Below are 17,392 nucleotides of genomic sequence, written 5' to 3'. Positions count from 1 at the left end.
ACCTATCTTCATTGTCGCAATGCAACGAAGGCGACGCTCCGAGGCGCTCGGCCGGGAGCGTGCCAAGTCCACCTTGATACGCGCAAAACTCACGACCGGAACGTCAGTTCCTCGGTCGCCAAGAGGGATCGCTATCAAGCAATCCGTCCAGCGGAGGGGGGCCACGGCTGTGGGCACAGGCGCTCCTTGGAACAGGCGATGTTCAGCATAGTTGCCAGCCGAATAGCACCGAGTTCGCGTCGGCCGACGGACGACAGCGTGGCCGTTCTCGGCTCTCGGCAGCGCTCTCAGGAAACTCGGTAGCGAATGCGATGCCAACCCTCCCTATGACTGCGGCCGGTCATGCCGCTCTTCAGAACGAATTAGCCGACCGCATACGAAATACGCGGCCCCATCTTGCCGAGCGTATTCAGCAAGCGATCGCGGACGAGCCCAATCTCATGGAGAATTCGGAGTACCAGGCCGCGCTGGCCGAGCAGGGCTTCAACGAGGCTCGCATAGCCGAGTTGGAAACCAAACTTGCACGTGCAGAGGTCATCGATGTCTCGAAGCTCTCTGGCGAAACTGTCAAATTCGGCGCGACGGTCACGCTGACGGATCAGGATACGGGCGAGGAGCGAATTTGCCACATCGTCGGCGAGCCGGAAGCTGATGCGGCCAGAGGCAGGATTTCAGTCAGCTCGCCTCTCGCACGGGCGTTGATAAGCAAGTCCCAGGGCGCAGTCGTAGCTGTCGAGACTCCAGGAGGCGAGAAGAGTTACAAGATTGAGCGAGTTAGGTGGCTTCCCTAGGAGCAGAAGGGCCAGCTTTGAGCCAACCTGCGATTTGACTGCCACATTGCTTCGTACCCGCATCAGCGCAACAGACGAGTGGATTTGCTGCTTGCCTGGATGGGCGGGGCAACTTTCACGACTGCAGAACTGGTTTGGCCGCCCCGCAGGATGGTAAGCTTCACGTCCTGACCGACGCGTGCAAGGCCGATTTTATTGCGCAGTTGCGAGGCTCGGATCGGACGGTCATCTGCCATGATCACGATATCGTCCTTCCGCAAGCCGGCCTTTTCAGCCGGAGAGCCTGGCGCGACCTCCGCGATCACCGTCCCTTCGTTGCGGCCTTGGTTGGTCGACGGTTGAAGCTCGCGCAGTGAAACGCCAATGCGGCCACGCATGGGATCACCAGGCAGCGGCAGAATCGCCCGTTGCAATGCTACGATCGGAATTGCCCAGAACGCCGCGGCATGGCCGAGCAGCACGATGCCCAGGACAGCGTCCGTGACCATCACAGCGCTCAGCATGGATCGAGGCTACTAAGCGGCTTCATGCTCAATTTGCGACGAAGCAGCCGTTCCACTTCCGATCTGGATCTTGCGCGGCTTCATCGCTTCCGGAATCTCTCGAACGAGATCAATGATCAAGAGACCATCTCGGAAGGATGCCTGCTTCACCTGAACGTAGTCGAGCCAGGCTGAAGACTCTCCGGAACGGTCGCGCCGAAATACCTTGATACAGATACTCGCGCGCAGCACCATCGGATTTCCTGCCTTCGATCGCGAGAGCATTCTGCTCGGCAGTCACGGAGATGTCGTTGGGACCGAAGCCTGCCACCGCCAGCGTGATTCGATAGTGGTCCTCGCCGGACCGCTCGATATTATACGGCGGGTAGTTGTCCTCGGTCGGCTGGCGCGACATGCCGTCGACGAGGTCAGCCAGATGATCGAAGCCGACCGTGGTGCGCCAAAGTGGCGCGAAATCAAGTGTCCTCATAGCCAAGTCCTCCAAAGAGCAATATGGATACGAAGCAAGGCAGGATGGGAGTTTCGATCATGGTCGGACACCCCGGTCCAGCCTCGTGCCGAGCCCGGCCTGGCGCTCGGCACACCGCAGTCGCGGTCGAGAAACGAACTAGAACTGGCACTCGGGAGTTCAAGAGGACGTGCGCATTTTTTTCTGCAGCAGACGCTCGCCGGGGGCTCAGTAATTACGCGGCGAAGCGATCCGGGAAAGCGCCCTGGCGTAAATCGTTCATCACTCGTTGCTCTCGCTCAATTCGCGCTCGATAGAGCTGGCGCTCTTGCTCGCTCTTCGCAGTTCGGAGCAGGCGCTCGTAGTGAGCGATCACTTTCTCGCTGCCTCGGATAAGAAAGTCCCGGACGCCGGATTCCCATCGTCGCGCCGGTGGCAGCGTCGGAGCTCCCGCGCAGGAGATGTCCTGCCGAATTCGGCCCGGACATGATTGTCGCTCGCTCCTGATCTTGCATGAGCTAGTGAGCGGCCTCGCAGGCCGCTCACTGACGTTCAGCTTGTTGCCGCCAGTCCGGTCGGGCGGGCGTCGGCTGCGGCCAAATACCGGTCGGCGTAGGGGTCGGCGGCAGCAAGATGTCGATCTTCATCGTTGCCGCCGCAGGCTGCCACTTCAGCCACGGCATCGTGTCGGGATACGGGATTGGCGGCAGTGGTAGTCCAGTGAAGGCACCCTGTGAGGCCTCGGGTCCCCGCGGGCTTTCCACGCCGTACGCACCGAAGGCCGTCAGGGACATTGCGCTGCCCATTACCAGAGCGAGCAGGCGTCCCGGCAGCTTGCGATTGGTCTCCGTCCGGGCGGAGAACGTATGGTGATGGCTCAGCATCTATACTCCTCCAATCGTTCGAAAACAGATCCAGGCGATGGTGACAAAGCTCAGGTGGAACATGAACCAGTGGATCGTGTCCTGCCTCATCCTGAGCTGACGACGATTAGACTTGTTCATGGCAGACTCCATCTTTGGAAGCGATCTTCTCTCCTCTCATTGGTAGAGCCCGGCCTTGATCGGCCGGGCTCGCTTGTTCAGAAGTCCATGGCCGGAGCGGCCGGAGCAGGTTCAGCCTTTTTCGGCTTCTCGGCCACGAGTGCCTCGGTCGTGATCAGCAGCGATGCGACCGACGCGGCGTCCTGCAAGGCGGTGCGGACGACCTTGGCGGGATCGATCACACCGGCTTTCACGAGGTCCTCGTACTCGCCAGTCGCCGCGTTGAAGCCCCAGTTGTAGCTCTGGTGCTCCAGAAGCTTGCCGACGATCACTGAGCCATCCTCGCCGGCGTTCTGCACGATCTGGCGAGCCGGCATCTGGATGGCGCGGCGAACGATGTCGATGCCGGCCTTCTGGTCCGCGTTCTCGGTCTTGATGCCGTCCAGCGCCTTGAAGGCACGCAGCAGGGCCACCCCGCCGCCCGGGAGAATGCCCTCTTCGACCGCCGCGCGAGTTGCATGCATCGCATCATCGACGCGATCCTTGCGTTCCTTGACTTCGACCTCCGTCGCGCCGCCCACCCGGATCACCGCAACGCCACCGGCAAGCTTGGCGAGGCGCTCCTGCAGCTTTTCCCGATCATAGTCGGAGGTGGTTTCCTCGATCTGCAGCCTGATTTGCTGGGCGCGCGCCTCGATGTCCTTCTTGGCGCCCGCGCCGCCGACGATGGTGGTGTTGTCCTTGTCTATGACCACCTTCTTGGCGCGGCCAAGCATCTTCACTGTGACCTTTTCCAGCTTGATGCCGAGGTCCTCGCTGATGACATTGCCGCCGGTCAGGATCGCGATGTCCTCCAGCATGGCCTTGCGCCGGTCGCCGAAGCCCGGCGCCTTGACGGCCGCGACCTTCAGTCCACCGCGCAGTCTATTGACGACCAATGTCGCGAGCGCTTCGCCTTCGATGTCCTCCGCGATGATCAGGAGCGGCTTACCGGACTGAACGACCTGCTCCAACAGCGGCAGCATGGTCTGCAAGCCGGACAGCTTCTTCTCGTGAATCAGAACGTAGGGATCCTCGAGCTCGACGCGCATCTTCTCGGTGTTGGTGACGAAGTATGGCGAGATGTAGCCGCGGTCGAACTGCATACCCTCGACCACCTCCAGCTCGGTATGCAGGCTCTTGGCCTCCTCGACGGTAATCACGCCCTCGTTGCCGACCTTGTTCATGGCGTCGGCCAGGAAGCGGCCGATCTCGGTATCACCATTGGCCGAGATCGTGCCCACCTGGGCGATCTCGTCATTTGAGGTGATTTTCTTGGCGTGTGATTTCAGGTCGGAAACGACAGCGTCGACAGCCAGGTCAATGCCGCGCTTCAGGTCCATCGGGTTCATGCCGGCGGCGACGGATTTGCTGCCCTCCCTGAAGATGGCCTGCGCGAGCACGGTGGCCGTCGTGGTGCCGTCACCGGCGGCATCGCTCGTCTTCGAGGCGACTTCGCGCACCATCTGCGCGCCCATGTTCTCGAACTTGTCCTCCAGCTCGATCTCCTTGGCGACGGTCACGCCATCTTTGGTGATGCGCGGCGCACCGAACGATTTCTCGATCACGACGTTGCGCCCCTTCGGACCGAGTGTGACCTTCACCGCGTTTGCCAGTGTGTCGACGCCCCGCAGCATGCGCTCTCGGGCCTCGGTTGCGAACTTCACGTCCTTGGCAGCCATTTTGATCTCTCCTTTCCTCTATGACTGTCAGCGCGCTATGCTGCCTTCTTGACGGTCGCTGTCGTGTCGACAACACCTAGAAGGTCGCTCTCCTTCATGATCAGGAATTCCTCGCCGTCAATCTTGACCTCCGTGCCAGACCACTTGCCGAACAGGACACGGTCACCGGGCTCGACGTCGAGTTGAACGAGCTGGCCCTGCTCGTTGCGTGCGCCGGGGCCAGTGGCGACGATCTCGCCCTGCTGCGGCTTCTCCTTTGCTGTGTCGGGAATGATGATGCCGCCGGCGGTTTTCTCCTCGGCCTCGAGACGTCGCACGAGCACGCGATCGTGCAAGGGGCGGAAATGCATGCACATCCTCCTTGGGTAGGTTCAGCGATGTCCAAAATCCGGGTCCGAAACGGCCCCCGGGCGAAAAAGCACCAAGGCGCCAGGGATCTACTTTCAAGAGGAGGGAAGAAATTTTTGCGACGAGGGCCGGCTGCCGCTATCGCTCGCGGCTGGCCCAAGGAGACCCGTCCCAGCGTCCGGAATCGCTCGCCGCACGTTGAAAACCTAGATCTGCAAACCAAGATGTTTGCTCGGCTGCAGAGCATCTCTGCGCAGCAGATTGGTGCATCGTCGAAAGGAGGGTAACTAGAGATGCGGACGCTATTGGTACTTGCTGCTCTACTCGGAATGTTGGTTTCGCTGCAGGCGAAAGAAGCGGATTCGCCGCGGGCAGCACGAAGCCCCGAGGCCGCCGTCAAGCAGGTTGTCAGCAATCAAAGCGGCCAGCCACCGGGCAAGCCCGCAAGAACAAGGTCAGATGGTCGCAAGGATCGTGATTTTTCGGCGGAGGCCATCGTGCCCGATATCTGCACCGGCTGCTGATCGATCCGTCTGCAGCCGGCCAGGGGTCTTATGTATTCTGCTTCTGGTATGCGCTTGCTGAAGCAGCCTCAAGATCCGGAAGGCGTGCGCATAGCATCGTCTTGATGCGCTTCAACGCACGCTGCTCGATCTGGCGGATACGCTCACGAGAGATCCCGAAGGCATGAGCAAGATCGTCGAGCGTTCTTTGCTCTTCGACCATGTAGCGGGCCTCGACGATGGTGCGTTCTCGCGGAGAAAGCGCACCCAGCGCCTCCGAGAGCGCGGCCTTCCGCCGTTCACGGTCTCCGGTCTCAACGAGCTGGGTTTCAGGATCAGGAGATGAATCGGCGAGCCTGTCCTGCCATTGCTCGCCTTCTTCGTCACTGAGCTGAACGTTCAGCGTCATGTCGCCACGGATCCGCCCGTTCATCTCGACGACGTCGGTCTCCTTGACCTGAAGATGCTCAGAGATCTGCTTCACCTGCACCGGCGAAAGCTCGCCATCGTCCGACGCACCAAGGCGTCTCTTCAACTTTCGAAGGTTGAAGAACAGCTTTTTTTGCGCCGCAGTCGTGCCGAGCTTAACGAGTGACCACGATCTCAGGACGAATTCCTGCACGGACGCCTTGATCCACCAAGCGGCATAGGTCGCCAGGCGAAATCCCTTCTCAGGGTCGAACCGCTTGACGGCCAGCATCAATCCGACGTTGGCTTCCGAGATGAGGTCGGCGATGGGCAATCCATAGCGCCGGTATCTCAGGGCGATCTTGGCAGCCAATCGTAGATGGCTCGTCACCAGACGGTAGGCAGCTTCGCGATCCCCGGCATCCCGAAGACGCCTCGCATACATTACTTCTTCGGATGCATCGAGCAGCGGGAAGCTACGGATCTCTTGCAGATACCGGGACAACCCGGCTTCCGAATGGATGGCAGGGAGGGCTGACTTGATCGACATGACCTGCCCTCCTTCAGAAGCCATCGGCGCTCTCGAGCCCTAACGAGCGGCCAGAGGGAAGACGCAGCCGCCGGGACTCACCGAGGTGAGTGAGACTGATCGACGGCCAAGCGACGATACGGTTAGCTTTCATATCCAAATCCTCTATGGAGCAAAATGGTACGAGCCGCCGTGTCGCCTGGCTTGGCTGGGCCCTGAGGCGCCCAACGGCACTCAGGCCGGCGGCGCCAAAAGAACTGCGAACCCAATAGGTTGTTCCTCGTGTCAGCTAGCCAATTCGTCGGAAGCCAAGCTGCCGCGGCCCGATGAGACGGGGGATGAGCCCGACCAGTGCCCCCTGCTCTCCTGCCGGCCATGACCTCCTCGGTCGAGGTGATGGGCGAATCCGCTTGTCCCGGGAGCCCCGAGCCCGGCGCGAAGTTGCATGCTCGGGGCTGAACATGCTGATCGTACCGGAACGGTTGGGCATCGCCCGCGTGCGCTTGCTGGCCGACTTTCTCTCGGCACAGATCGCGCAAACACCTGGGATCAACAAGCCCGCCCATGGAGGCTAGCGATCGGTCGTTGGAGCAATAACTGTGGGCAAGCAGCAGCCCATGCAAGCGGATGGTGTGCCTACCTGCTGCTCTCCAACGCAACACCATCCGGAAGGCGGATTGTCGTTCGCGAACGCAGCCATCTCGCGCCGCGATGGTCGCTTTCAGACCCGGGGACTCCGGCACGTAGGAGTATCCGCAGGTCAACCATGGTGGATTCATCCTGATCGTTTCCAGGCCTCGTCGGACCGCACCTCGAGGCCTAGAACGTCATGCGTCGGATGGGCTACTCCGAGCTCGCATCAAGAATCCCACCGAACGGTTCCCAGCGGCTCCCGGTCCAGCGCTGAAGCTGCAGTTGCGTCCAGACCATGTTGTTGGTCTCGCTGGTGTTGATCCGGATGCCCGGCAGTGCTGTCGACAACGTGAAGTTCTTCAGCGACTTCGCCTGCTTGATGATGTTCTCGCGCGAGAGGTCGTCGCCGCATTGGTGGAGGATCTGCTCCAGCAGCATGCCCTGCTGATAGCCGGTCAGATAGCTCGTATTGGTGATATCGGAGCCTGCCAGATACCGATCGAAGAAGGCGCGATAGGCCTTGATGGCCTCATCGTCCTTCCAGCTCTCGTCGTTTGGATCCTTGTTGAAGGTGCCGACGATGACGCCCACGGAATTCTCCAGCCCCGCCGGCTTGATCGTTCCGGCAATCGACGAGGACGGGAAATTGATCAGGATCGTTGGCTTCCATGCCGTCTCCGCCGCGCGTCGAATGGCTTGCGCGGCGAACTTGGGCGTGCCGGCGATGAACAGCGCCTGCGCGCCGGAACTCTTCAGCGCCATGACCTGCGAGTCGATCGTCGGCTCGGTGACCTCGTAGCTGGCGGTGACCACGCGCTTGTCGAAATCGGCGCCGAGAACTGCCTTGAACGCGCTGACGTAGTCGCGGCCGAGATCGTCATTCTGGTAGAGAATGGCGTATTTTGCCGAGGGCAACGCGCGCATCAGATACTTCGCGTAGATCTTCCCTTCGGTGTCATAGCTGACGAGTCCGGTGGTGGTCAGCGGATAGTCCTTGACACTTGTGAACTTGCTCGCGCCTGTGACGATCGCAATCGTCGGCACGCGCTTGGCAGCCAGATATTTCGCCACCGCAGTGTTGCCTGCGGTACCGAGCTGGCTGAACATGAACGCCACTTCGTCGCTCTCGACCAGTTTTCGTGCATGCTCCACCGATTTCGGCGGGCTGTAGGCGTCGTCGAGCATCAGGTAGTCGATCTTGCGTCCGTTAATGCCGCCGCGCTCGTTGACCGATCGCATATACGCCAGCACGCCATGTCCGACCTGGCCGATCGAGGAAGCAGGCCCGCTGAGGGGAAAGATGCCGCCGATCTTGATGCTTGTTGCGGTGACACCGACCGGATCGCCCGCCCAGCAGGGTGCGGCTGCCGCAATCAAGAGTGCACAGGCCAGTCGGATGCTCCTAAACATCACGTGTTCCTCCAGTGTTGCTTTTGCGCGCGGCCTTCCGTGCGGCAGGCCGTGACGGACAGTTGGCGCTTCTTCAGGCGGCCAATTTGAGAATCTTGACGACGTCGCCGGGCTCACGGATCGGCTGAGGGTTCGCTCTCGTGAAGATCGACAGCATTGCGTTCTTGCCGATCAACTCGAAACGGTCCTCGGCAACGCCGACGTCCGCGAGCCTGCGCGGCAAGCCGAGCTCCGCGACGAACGTCGCGAAAGCGTCGCCGGCATCCCGTTCCGGTGCGCCAAGCGCCGCGGCGACCAACCTCTGTGCGGCTTCCGTGGCGGGGCGATTGTATCGGAGCACACTCGGCATCATCACGGCCGTGCAGAAATAATGCGGCACGTCACAGGTCCCGCCGAGGACATGGCCGATGGCATGGCTGGCACCCATCGGAACGCGCGACTGCAATCCGAAGGCCGACATCCAGGACCCCAACTGACAGTTCAGCCGCGCCGCTTCATCGTTCGGCTTGTCCTTTGTGCGCCGGAGCCCGTCGTACAGATAGCGCAATCCCTGCTGGCACACCGCGTCGACGAGCACACTGGGACGGCTGGAGCAGATCGCCTCGATGCCGTGATCCATTGCGCGCGTGCCTGATCCCAGCCAGAGCTTCTCGGGTGTGTATTTCGTGATCGCCGGATCGAGGATGATGCTTCGCGGCATCATCATCGGGTGATTGAAGATCTGCTTCAGCTTGCGGCTGGTGTCGGTGACCAGCGCGCCCGAATTGTATTCGCCGCCGGAGAGCGTGCTCGGGATGGCGATCATGCGCACTTTCGGGGTTCGGAATGGCCCGAAGCGGCGGTCCGGCGTGGTCTCGAACCCATCGAGCCCCATGGGCTCGAATATGTCGTGCTCCATGCACATCAGCACGATCTTTGCCGCATCGACCACCGAACCGCCGCCGATCGCGACGACCAGGTCGGCCTGGGCGTCCTTGGCCTGCCGGGCGATCTGCGTCACCACGTTCCGGGTCGTGTGCTGCGGCACCCCGTCAAAGGTCGCGGCATGGCGCCCGCCGAGCGCCTTCCGGATCCTCTCGATCTCGTCGGTCGTGGTATTGAGCGTGCGGCTCGCGATCAGATAGACGCGCTGGGCGCCCAGGCGCTCGGCCTCCTCCCGCAGCGCCTCCGCCGCGGGCTTGCCGTAGATCACGGATTCCATGGTGGGATATTGATGGCTACCGACGACAGGCATGCTCTTCCTCCCTGATGTAATTTTCTCCGCACCGCTGCGTCGCCGGGTCACGACGCGTCAGCCACCCCGTTCTTCAGGCGACCGCGCGCGCCCGCTGCGTCTCGACCCTGCCGTCGAGGAAGCCGGTCAACCGCTGGCGGATGATCGCTTCCGCCTCTGCCATGATGCGGTCGATCAACTCCTTGACCGTGGGGATGTCGTGGATGAGCCCGACCACCATGCCGCAACTCCAGGCCCCGGCATCCATCTCACCGTCGACCATCACCTTCGGATAGACGCCGGCCACCTGGTCGAGGATATCGTCGATCTTCAGATTTGCGCCCTTCTCGCGCTCGATTTCGAGCAGCTCATTGACGCCCTTGTTCTTCAGTACGCGCTCGGTGTTGCGCAATGCGCGCATGACCAGAACGGTGTCGAGCTCGGTCGCCTTGACCAGCGCCCGCTTCACGTTGTCGTGGACCGGCGCTTCCTTGGTGGCGACGAAGCGGGTGCCCATGTTCATGCCGGCCGCGCCCATCGCGAGCGCACCGACAAGGCTGCGTCCGTCCGCCATGCCGCCGGAGGCCACGAACGGGATCTTCAGCTCATCCGCCGCCCGCGGCAGCAGGATCATGTTCGGGATGTCGTCCTCGCCGGGATGACCGCCGCATTCGAAACCGTCGACACTGACGGCGTCGCAGCCAATCTTCTCGGCCTTGAGCGAATGCCGCACCGAGGTGCATTTATGGATCACCTTGATGCCGGCGGCCTTCAGCGCCGGCATGTAGGCCTCCGGGCTGCGGCCCGCGGTCTCGACCGCCTTGATTCCGCCCTCGCGAATCGCGGCAATGTATTCCGGATAGGGCGGGGCCGACAGCGTCGGCAGAAAGGTCAGATTGACGCCGAACGGCTTGTCGGTCATGTCGCGGCAGCGCGCGATCTCCTTGGCGAGTAGCTCCGGCGTCTTCTGCGTCAGGCCCGTGATGATGCCGAGACCGCCGGCATTCGACACGGCCGCAGCCATCTCGGCGAAGCCGACATAGTGCATGCCGCCCTGGATGATCGGATGCTGGATGCCGAACAGTTCGGTTATTGCTGTCTTCACGTGAAAACTCCGTTTCCGCTCAGTGGACGATTTCGAACAGGCCGGCCGCGCCCATGCCGCCGCCGATGCACATGGTCACCACGCCGTACTTCGCCTTGCGCCGCCGGCCTTCGAGCAGGAGGTGGCCTGTGAGCCGCGCGCCGGTCATGCCGTAGGGATGACCGATTGCGATCGAGCCGCCGTTGACGTTCAGCTTGTTCGGATCGATCCCGAGCTTGTCGCGGCAATAGATCACCTGAACCGCATAAGCCTCGTTGAGCTCCCAGAGATCGATGTCATCGATCTTGAGGTTGTGACGCTTGAGGAGCCGCGGGATCGCAGCGACCGGCCCGACGCCCATTTCGTCCGGCTCGACACCGGCGGCGACGAAACCGCGGAAGATGCCGAGCGGCTTCAAGCCCTTCTGCGCGGCGATTCTGTCGCTCATGATCATGCAAGCGGAGGCGCCATCCGAGAGCTGGCTGGCATTACCTGCGCTGATGGTCTTGCCCTCGAACACCGGCTTGATCTTCGACAGGCCTTCCGCCGTGGTATCCGGCCGCGGGCCTTCATCCCGACTCAGCGTGACCTGCTGATAGCTGACCTGCTTGGTGTCCTTGTCGACGACCGCCATCCTGGTCGTGATCGGCACGATCTCGTCGTCGAAACGGCCGCCCTGCAGCGCCGCGCCGACCCGGCGCTGGCATTCGAGGCTGTATTCGTCTTGCCGGTCGCGGCCGATCTTGTAACGCTCGGCGACCACTTCGGCCGTCTCCAGCATCGACATGTACATCTCTGGCTTCATCGCCATGAGATCCTGATCGATGGCATGGAACTTGTTCATGTGATCGTTCTGCACGAGGCTGATCGACTCGATGCCGCCGCCGATTGCGATCTCGACGCCGTCTGATATCACCGAACGCGCAGCCACTGCGATCGCCTGCAACCCAGAGGCACACTGCCGGTCGATCGTGGTGCCGGCGACCGTGACCGGCAGGCCGGCGCGGATCGCACCCTTGCGGGCGACATTCATGACCATGGTACCCTGCTGCATGGCGCAGCCCATCACGACGTCCTCGACCTCGCCGGGCGCGATGCCGGCGCGCTTCACCGCCTCGGCCATCACGTGGCCCGCCAGGGTCGGACCATCGGTGTTGTTGAGCGCGCCGCGATAGGCCTTGCCGACGCCGGTGCGCGCGGTGGAAACGATCACTGCTTCGGGTGATGACATGCTTGCCTCTCTGTCTCAGGCGGCCGCGTCGAGCTGCGCATAACGCAGCACGTGGTAGGCGGGATCGCCGAACTGGATGTTGATGGAGGAAATCCGCTTGAAATAATGTCCGACATTCAATTCGTCGGTCATGCCCATGCCGCCATGCAGCTGCACTGCCTGGTCGGCGATGAACTTGCCGGCATAACCGATCTTCGACTTGGCGCCCGAGGCGAGCCGCGAGACGGCGGGCTCGCCTGCATCCAGGCTCAGCGTGAGATGCTGCATCAGCGACAGCGCTTCCTGATGCGCGATGAACATGTCGACCATCCGATGCTGCAGCACCTGGAACGAGCCGATCGTCGTGCCGAACTGCTTGCGGGTCTTGGAATAGTCCAGCGTTGCGGCATTCAGTTCGGACATCGCACCGACCGCCTCGGCGCAGAGCGCGCCGATGGCACGGTCGCGGCAGGCTTTCAGCGCGGCTACCCCCTCGCCTTCCTCACCCAGCAATTGGCCGGTGACGCCACGCAGGCTGATCTCCGCCGCGCGGCGGCCATCGATCGTCTTGAAGCTTTGCAGATCGAGGTTGGTGGCACGGCGATCGACCACGAAGAGGCTGACGCCCCCGCGATCGCGCTGCTGGCCGGAGGTGCGCGCCGAAACGATCAGAAAGTTTGCCCAGGGCGCGGCGATGACTGCGGTCTTCTCGCCGGTCAACACATAGTCGTTTCCCTGTCGCCGTGCCGTGGTGGTGACGTTGGCGAGATCGAAGCGCGAGTTCTTTTCGGTCCAGGCGAGCGCCCAGGTCCCGGTGCCGGCGATGATGCCCGGAATGAACGCCTGTTTCTGTGCGGCGGATCCGACGCGCTCGAGCAGGCCGCCGGCGAGCACAACGGTCTCGACGAAGGGCTCGACTACGAGATGACGGCCGAACTCCTGCATGACGATCATGGTCGACAGCGCGCCGCCGCCGAGACCGCCGACGTCCTCGGAGAACGGCGCCGCCAGCAGGCCTAGCTCGGCAAAGGTGTGCCATTGCTCGCGGCTGTACCCCTCCTCGCTCGCGAGGATCCTGCGGCGCGCATCAAAATCGTACTGATCGCGCAGCAGACGCTGAACGCTTGATCGCAGTAGCTCCTGCTCTTCCGTGAACTGGATATCCATCCGATTTCCTGTCTGTCGATCGCTAGAGGCCGAGCACCGCTTTTGCGATGATGTTGCGCTGGATCTCGTTCGATCCGCCGTAGATGGAGAGCTTGCGCGAGTTGAGGTACTTCTCCGATGCGGTGTGGCCGTAGTCCGGTCCCGGCATGAAGTGATTGGCGCTGACTGGATGCTCGCGGATGGCCAGCCCGTAATTGCCGATTGCGCGATGCGTCAGCTCGGTGATGTCCTGGAATATCTCGGTGCCACGGATCTTGAACAGCGAGGCCGCGGGTCCCGGATCGATGCCGCGGGCCATTTGAGCAACGACGCGCAGCTCGGTCGCTTCCAGCGCCAGCACATCGAGCTCGATGCGGGCGATGTCCCTGACAAATTCGATATGGGCCGGATCGTCTGCGGGAATCTCCGCCTTCACGATCTTCTTCAGCTTGTCGATATAGCGCGTCGAGCGGCCGATGCCGGCCATGCTGGTGCGCTCGTTGCCGAGCAGGAATTTGGCGTAGGTCCAGCCCTTGTTTTCCTCGCCGATCAGGTTTTCGACGGGAACCCGGACGTTTTCCAGGAAGACGTCATTGACCTCATGGGAGCCGTCGATGGTGATGATCGGACGCACGGTGACGCCCGGCGACTTCATGTCGATCAACAGGAAGGAGATGCCGGACTGCGGCTTTGCGGTCGGATCGGTCCGCACCAGGCAGAAGATCCAGTCGGCATGCTGCGCCAGCGTGGTCCAGGTCTTGTGGCCGTTGACGATGTAGTGGTCGCCGTCGCGCACCGCCTTGGTGCGTACGGTGGCGAGATCCGAGCCCGAGCCGGGTTCCGAATAGCCCTGGCACCACCAGTCCTCGCCCGAGAGGATGCGGGGAAGAAACCTCTTCTTCTGCGCCTCATTGCCGAACGTATAGATGACGGGGCCGACCATGGTGACGCTGAATGCCAAAGGCGGCATGGTGCCGGCGCGCGTGGTCTCCTGCTCGAAGATGAAGCGGCGGGTGATGGACCAGCCGGGCCCGCCATAGTCCTTGGGCCAGAGCGGCGCGATCCAGCCCTTCCTATGAAGGATGCGATGCCATAGAAGCATCTGCTCCTTGGAAAGGTCGGTCTCCGGATTGGGAACGCGCATTTCAGCCGGATAATTGTCCTTGATGAATGCACGGACTTCGTCGCGAAAGGCCGCATCGTCCGGGGATAGCGCGAGCTCCATCGGGGCGATCCCTACCACTTCTCGCCGAAAGGACGAATCTCGAGCTCAAACGTCCAGGCGCTCTTTGGCTGCTGGTAGAGCTGCCAGTAGGACGCGGCCACCGACGCTGGCGGCATCAGCAGGTCCGGATTGTCGAGCGCATTGGGGCCGAGCGCTTCAAGCCGGCGCTGCCGCACCCATTCGGTATCGACGCCGGAGTCGATGATGAGATGCGCGACATGGATGTTCTTCGGCCCGAGTTCGCGCGCCATCGCCTGTGCGACGGCTCGCAGGCCGAACTTCGCGCTGGCGAAGGCGGCATAGCCGGAGCCGCCGCGCAAGCTCGCAGTCGCGCCGGTGAAGAAGATGTTGCCCTCACCACGCGGCAGCATCAGCCGTGCCGCCTCGCGGCCGGCAAGGAAGCCCGAATAGCAGGCCATTTCCCAGACTTTTCGGAACACCCGCTCGGTGGTCTCCAAGATCGGGAAATTGACGTTAGCGCCGATGTTGAAGATACAGACTTCGAGCGGCGCGTGCTTGTCCGCGTCGTTCAGGAAGGAGATGATCTCCTCCTCCTTGCGCGCATCAAGCGAGCGGGCGTGGATCTCGCCGCCGGCAGCCTCGATATCCTTGACCAAGGGCGCAAGCTTGTCGCCATTGCGGCGGCCGGCGAACACCGTGAAGCCTTCGGAGGCGAATTTCTTGGCAATCTCGCCGCCGATAAAGTCACCGGCACCGATCACCGCAACCGTCCTGTTTCTCTTCTGCATGGGACTTCTCCAGCCTCGTGAGATGTTGAAGCGATTTCGCCCGCCTCAATTGCGGAGCGATTCCGCGAGCTTGTGCTTCAGGAGCTTACCAGTCGACGTGGCCGGCAGCGCGTCCATGAGGATGATCTCGGACGGTCGCTTGTAGGAGGTGAGCTCAGGCGCGACATGCGCCATCACGTCTTGCGCCGTTGCCGAGGAGCCTTTGAGCAGCTGAACGAAGGCCACGATCTCTTCATTGCCTGGGACCGGCCGCCCGACCACGGCGCATTGCACCACGTCTGGATGCGTGCTCAGCACCGCCTCGATCTCGGCCGGATAGACGTTGAAGCCGGAGCGAATGATCATCTCCTTGGTGCGACCAACGATGAACATCGCATCTCCCTCGAAGCGCGCGAGGTCGCCGGTGTTGAACCACCCGTCCGCGTCGATTGCTTTCGCCGTGAGGTCGGGCGCGCGATAATAGCCGCGCATCACATTTGGTCCGCGGACATGCAGTTCGCCGATGTCGCCGTTCGTCACGATGGCGCCGTCCCGGGCCACGATTCGGGCCTCGATACCCGGCACAAGGGTGCCGACCGAGTTGTCACTGCGCGGCGCCTCGGGCCGCACGCCGGAAATTCCGGGCGAGCATTCGGTGATGCCAAAGGCGTTGCCAAGCGGAAGACCGAGCTCCTTCTCGACCCTTGCCTTGAGCTCGAGGTCGAGCGGCGCGCCGGCGACGCTCATCAGGCGCAGTGCACCGCGCTCCAGCTTCGGCAGGCCTGCCATCTGCTTGTATTCCAGCAGCCGCTGGTAGGTGGCGGGCACGCCGTTCAGGAGCGTGATGCCTTCCTCGGCCAGCGCCTTGGCAAGCGCAGCGGGGTTGTACTTGCTGACCAACCGGGTGACGCCACCGACCATCAGCGTCATCGTCAGCAGCGAGATGCCGACGATATGCGAGATCGGCAGCACGCAATACTGCACGTCGTCCGCCGTCATGCTGCGCAGATTGGCGGTGGTCCTCGCGGAAAACAGCAGGTTCCGATGCGTGAGCATGACCCCCTTCGGCGTTCCGGTCGTACCGGACGTGTAGATGAGCACCGCCACCTGGCGGGCGCCGTCGGCCTCGACCGGCTCGGCCTGCGTGTCCTGGTTCAGGGCAGACACGCCGATGCCGTGCAACGGCCCGACATCCTGCACCGGAGCGTCGTAACGGGCCGCATGCGCGGCTGCCTCTTCGGAGACCTTTGCCGTGAAGAACATGCGCCGGGCGCCGCTGTGATCCCTGATCTGATCGAGCTCACGTGGCGACAGCCGAGGGTTGGCGACGATCGCCCAGGCGTCCAGGCGGCTTGCGGCGAACAGCAGGCAGGCGAGCGCGATCGAATTTTCGCTGACCAGCATCACGCGATCGCCGGCGCGGACGCCGAGCCCGCGGACCGCATCCGCCGTGGCACCAACCGCCCTGTCCAGTTCGCGATAGGTCATGGAAGCGTTGTCTTCGATCAGCGCCGTCCGGTCTGGCGTGGAAGCAACATAGGTGTCCATCACCTCATGGATGCGGTGCGGCAACGTCTTCGTGATCTCGGCTGCAGCCTGCTGCCAGTTCGCCAATGAAACCTCCCAATGAAAGGCCCTTTGCGGGCTCGGCTCGTTTTGGATGCCTCGGCGCGGTCAGGCGCTCTTGCGCTGCGCCGCGGCCGATTGCGCCAGGATTTCGTCCTCGACATCGCGCAGGCTGTCCTTGCCAAAGTAGATCTCCTCGCCGACGAAGAACGTCGGCGAGCCGAACGTGCCGCGCGCCACCGCGTTGGTCGTGTTCTCGATCAGCTTCTTCTTGACGTCGTCCTGCTGGGCGCGGGCGATGATGCGATCGATGTCCAGCCCCGATGACAGAAATGCGTCGCGGAAGACCTGCGGATCGTCCATCTTCTTGGGCTCCACCCACATGTGGTGGTAGGCGGCGCGGAAGTAGGGCTCGAACGCCCCCTCGAACTCCGCGGCAACCGCGCCGCGCATCAGCGCAAGCGTGTTCACCGGGAAGAACGGGTTCATCGTGAACTTGGTGATGTTGTGCCGGCGCAGGAAGCGCTGGGTCTCGCGCGCGTTGTATTCCGGCTTGTTCCTGATCCCGCGCAGCGACTCGGCGGGCGACAGGTTACCGGTCGCCTTGTAGACGCCGCCGAGCAGGACCGGCACGTATTCGAATTTGACGCCGGTTCGTTGCTCGATGCCGGGCAGCGCGAGCTCGGCGAGGTAAGCGTTGGGACTGCCGAAATCGAAATGAAACTCGACCTTGAGCGGAGCAGCCATGGAACGCCCTTCCCGTTGACGGCGGCGTTGCTCGCCACCCGATTGATCGTGCCGCAGCAATAAAGTTCTATTTTAGAACTGTCAATATGATGTTTATCATACAATGCGCGTAGCAGTGCGCGAATGCGAGCATCCCATTGATTTTCCGTCAGTTCTTATTTAGAATTTATTTGCAGTGCTGCGACGGCTTTGCTGG

16 protein-coding genes and 2 pseudogenes are annotated in these 17,392 nt (G+C 62.3%); 3 read left to right on the top strand and 15 right to left on the bottom strand.

Annotation, left to right across the window (positions count from 1 at the left end; translation table 11 throughout):
- Positions 1–311: 311 nt before the first annotated feature.
- A complete protein-coding gene (gene greA / locus ACRQ5Q_RS07155) occupies positions 312–791 on the top strand; it encodes a transcription elongation factor GreA (RefSeq protein ID WP_439373580.1) in 480 nt (159 codons plus the stop codon).
- 62 nt (positions 792–853) lie between these two features.
- Here the strand turns inward: greA and ACRQ5Q_RS07150 are convergent, their stop codons facing one another.
- The 5 genes and pseudogenes from ACRQ5Q_RS07150 to groES all read right to left on the bottom strand — a co-directional run bounded on the left by ACRQ5Q_RS07150 (position 854) and on the right by groES (position 4,796).
- On the bottom strand, positions 854–1,294 hold the full coding sequence (locus tag ACRQ5Q_RS07150; protein ID WP_439396669.1) for a PDZ domain-containing protein: 441 nt from the start codon (positions 1,292–1,294) through the stop codon (positions 854–856).
- Positions 1,295–1,306: 12 nt separating this feature from the next.
- Positions 1,307–1,763: pseudogene (locus ACRQ5Q_RS07145) on the bottom strand (Hsp20 family protein).
- 521 nt (positions 1,764–2,284) lie between these two features.
- Positions 2,285–2,626, bottom strand: a complete 342-nt coding sequence (locus ACRQ5Q_RS07140; protein ID WP_439396667.1) for a hypothetical protein — start codon at positions 2,624–2,626, stop codon at positions 2,285–2,287.
- Positions 2,627–2,823: 197 nt separating this feature from the next.
- The gene (groL, locus tag ACRQ5Q_RS07135) at positions 2,824–4,446 is read right to left on the bottom strand and encodes a chaperonin GroEL (protein ID WP_439396665.1); all 1,623 of its coding nucleotides are present in this window, start codon (positions 4,444–4,446) and stop codon (positions 2,824–2,826) included.
- Between the two features lie 35 nt (positions 4,447–4,481).
- A complete protein-coding gene (gene groES, locus ACRQ5Q_RS07130; protein WP_439373576.1) occupies positions 4,482–4,796 on the bottom strand; it encodes a co-chaperone GroES in 315 nt (104 codons plus the stop codon).
- A gap of 291 nt (positions 4,797–5,087) precedes the next feature.
- Here groES and ACRQ5Q_RS07125 point away from each other — a divergent pair, with 291 nt between their 5' ends.
- Entirely contained in the window at positions 5,088–5,318 is a 231-nt protein-coding gene (locus ACRQ5Q_RS07125) for a hypothetical protein (RefSeq protein WP_439396664.1), read from the top strand.
- 28 nt (positions 5,319–5,346) lie between these two features.
- Here ACRQ5Q_RS07125 and rpoH read toward each other — a convergent pair whose 3' ends face one another.
- Positions 5,347–6,255 carry an RNA polymerase sigma factor RpoH gene (gene rpoH, locus ACRQ5Q_RS07120; RefSeq protein WP_439396662.1) on the bottom strand — a complete coding sequence of 303 codons (909 nt, stop codon included), beginning with the start codon at positions 6,253–6,255 and terminating at the stop codon, positions 5,347–5,349.
- A gap of 434 nt (positions 6,256–6,689) precedes the next feature.
- Here rpoH and ACRQ5Q_RS07115 point away from each other — a divergent pair.
- Positions 6,690–6,809 (top strand): annotated as a pseudogene (locus tag ACRQ5Q_RS07115) (LysR family transcriptional regulator); the annotation flags it as partial.
- 268 nt (positions 6,810–7,077) lie between these two features.
- On the opposite strand, the gene ACRQ5Q_RS07110 reads toward ACRQ5Q_RS07115, so the two are convergent.
- The 9 genes from ACRQ5Q_RS07110 to ACRQ5Q_RS07070 form a co-directional block, all read right to left on the bottom strand.
- Positions 7,078–8,277 carry an ABC transporter substrate-binding protein gene (locus tag ACRQ5Q_RS07110; protein WP_439396661.1) on the bottom strand — a complete coding sequence of 400 codons (1,200 nt, stop codon included), beginning with the start codon at positions 8,275–8,277 and terminating at the stop codon, positions 7,078–7,080.
- 73 nt (positions 8,278–8,350) lie between these two features.
- The gene (locus ACRQ5Q_RS07105; RefSeq protein ID WP_439396659.1) at positions 8,351–9,511 is read right to left on the bottom strand and encodes an iron-containing alcohol dehydrogenase; all 1,161 of its coding nucleotides are present in this window, start codon (positions 9,509–9,511) and stop codon (positions 8,351–8,353) included.
- 73 nt (positions 9,512–9,584) lie between these two features.
- Complete coding sequence (locus ACRQ5Q_RS07100) at positions 9,585–10,595, bottom strand: NAD(P)H-dependent flavin oxidoreductase (RefSeq protein WP_439373571.1); 1,011 nt, start codon at positions 10,593–10,595, stop codon at positions 9,585–9,587.
- 19 nt (positions 10,596–10,614) lie between these two features.
- Complete coding sequence (locus ACRQ5Q_RS07095) at positions 10,615–11,805, bottom strand: acetyl-CoA C-acyltransferase (protein ID WP_439396657.1); 1,191 nt, start codon at positions 11,803–11,805, stop codon at positions 10,615–10,617.
- Positions 11,806–11,820: 15 nt separating this feature from the next.
- Positions 11,821–12,951, bottom strand: coding sequence for an acyl-CoA dehydrogenase family protein (locus tag ACRQ5Q_RS07090; RefSeq protein WP_439396655.1), 1,131 nt, complete (start codon positions 12,949–12,951; stop codon positions 11,821–11,823).
- A 22-nt stretch (positions 12,952–12,973) separates the two neighbouring features.
- Entirely contained in the window at positions 12,974–14,155 is a 1,182-nt protein-coding gene (locus ACRQ5Q_RS07085; RefSeq protein WP_439373568.1) for an acyl-CoA dehydrogenase family protein, read from the bottom strand.
- A gap of 11 nt (positions 14,156–14,166) precedes the next feature.
- Positions 14,167–14,904, bottom strand: coding sequence for an SDR family oxidoreductase (locus ACRQ5Q_RS07080; RefSeq protein WP_439373567.1), 738 nt, complete (start codon positions 14,902–14,904; stop codon positions 14,167–14,169).
- A gap of 45 nt (positions 14,905–14,949) precedes the next feature.
- On the bottom strand, positions 14,950–16,497 hold the full coding sequence (locus ACRQ5Q_RS07075) for a class I adenylate-forming enzyme family protein (protein ID WP_439396653.1): 1,548 nt from the start codon (positions 16,495–16,497) through the stop codon (positions 14,950–14,952).
- 60 nt (positions 16,498–16,557) lie between these two features.
- Positions 16,558–17,196 (bottom strand): 2-hydroxychromene-2-carboxylate isomerase, encoded by a 639-nt coding sequence (locus ACRQ5Q_RS07070; RefSeq protein ID WP_439373565.1) that lies wholly within the window; start codon positions 17,194–17,196, stop codon positions 16,558–16,560.
- Positions 17,197–17,392: the final 196 nt, after the last annotated feature.

The organism is Bradyrhizobium sp. PMVTL-01, from assembly GCF_051861855.1.
Taxonomy (GTDB): Bacteria; Pseudomonadota; Alphaproteobacteria; order Rhizobiales; family Xanthobacteraceae; genus Bradyrhizobium.
The sequence above is the reverse complement of the archived record's forward strand: the minus strand, read 5'-3'. Positions and strand labels throughout refer to the sequence as shown.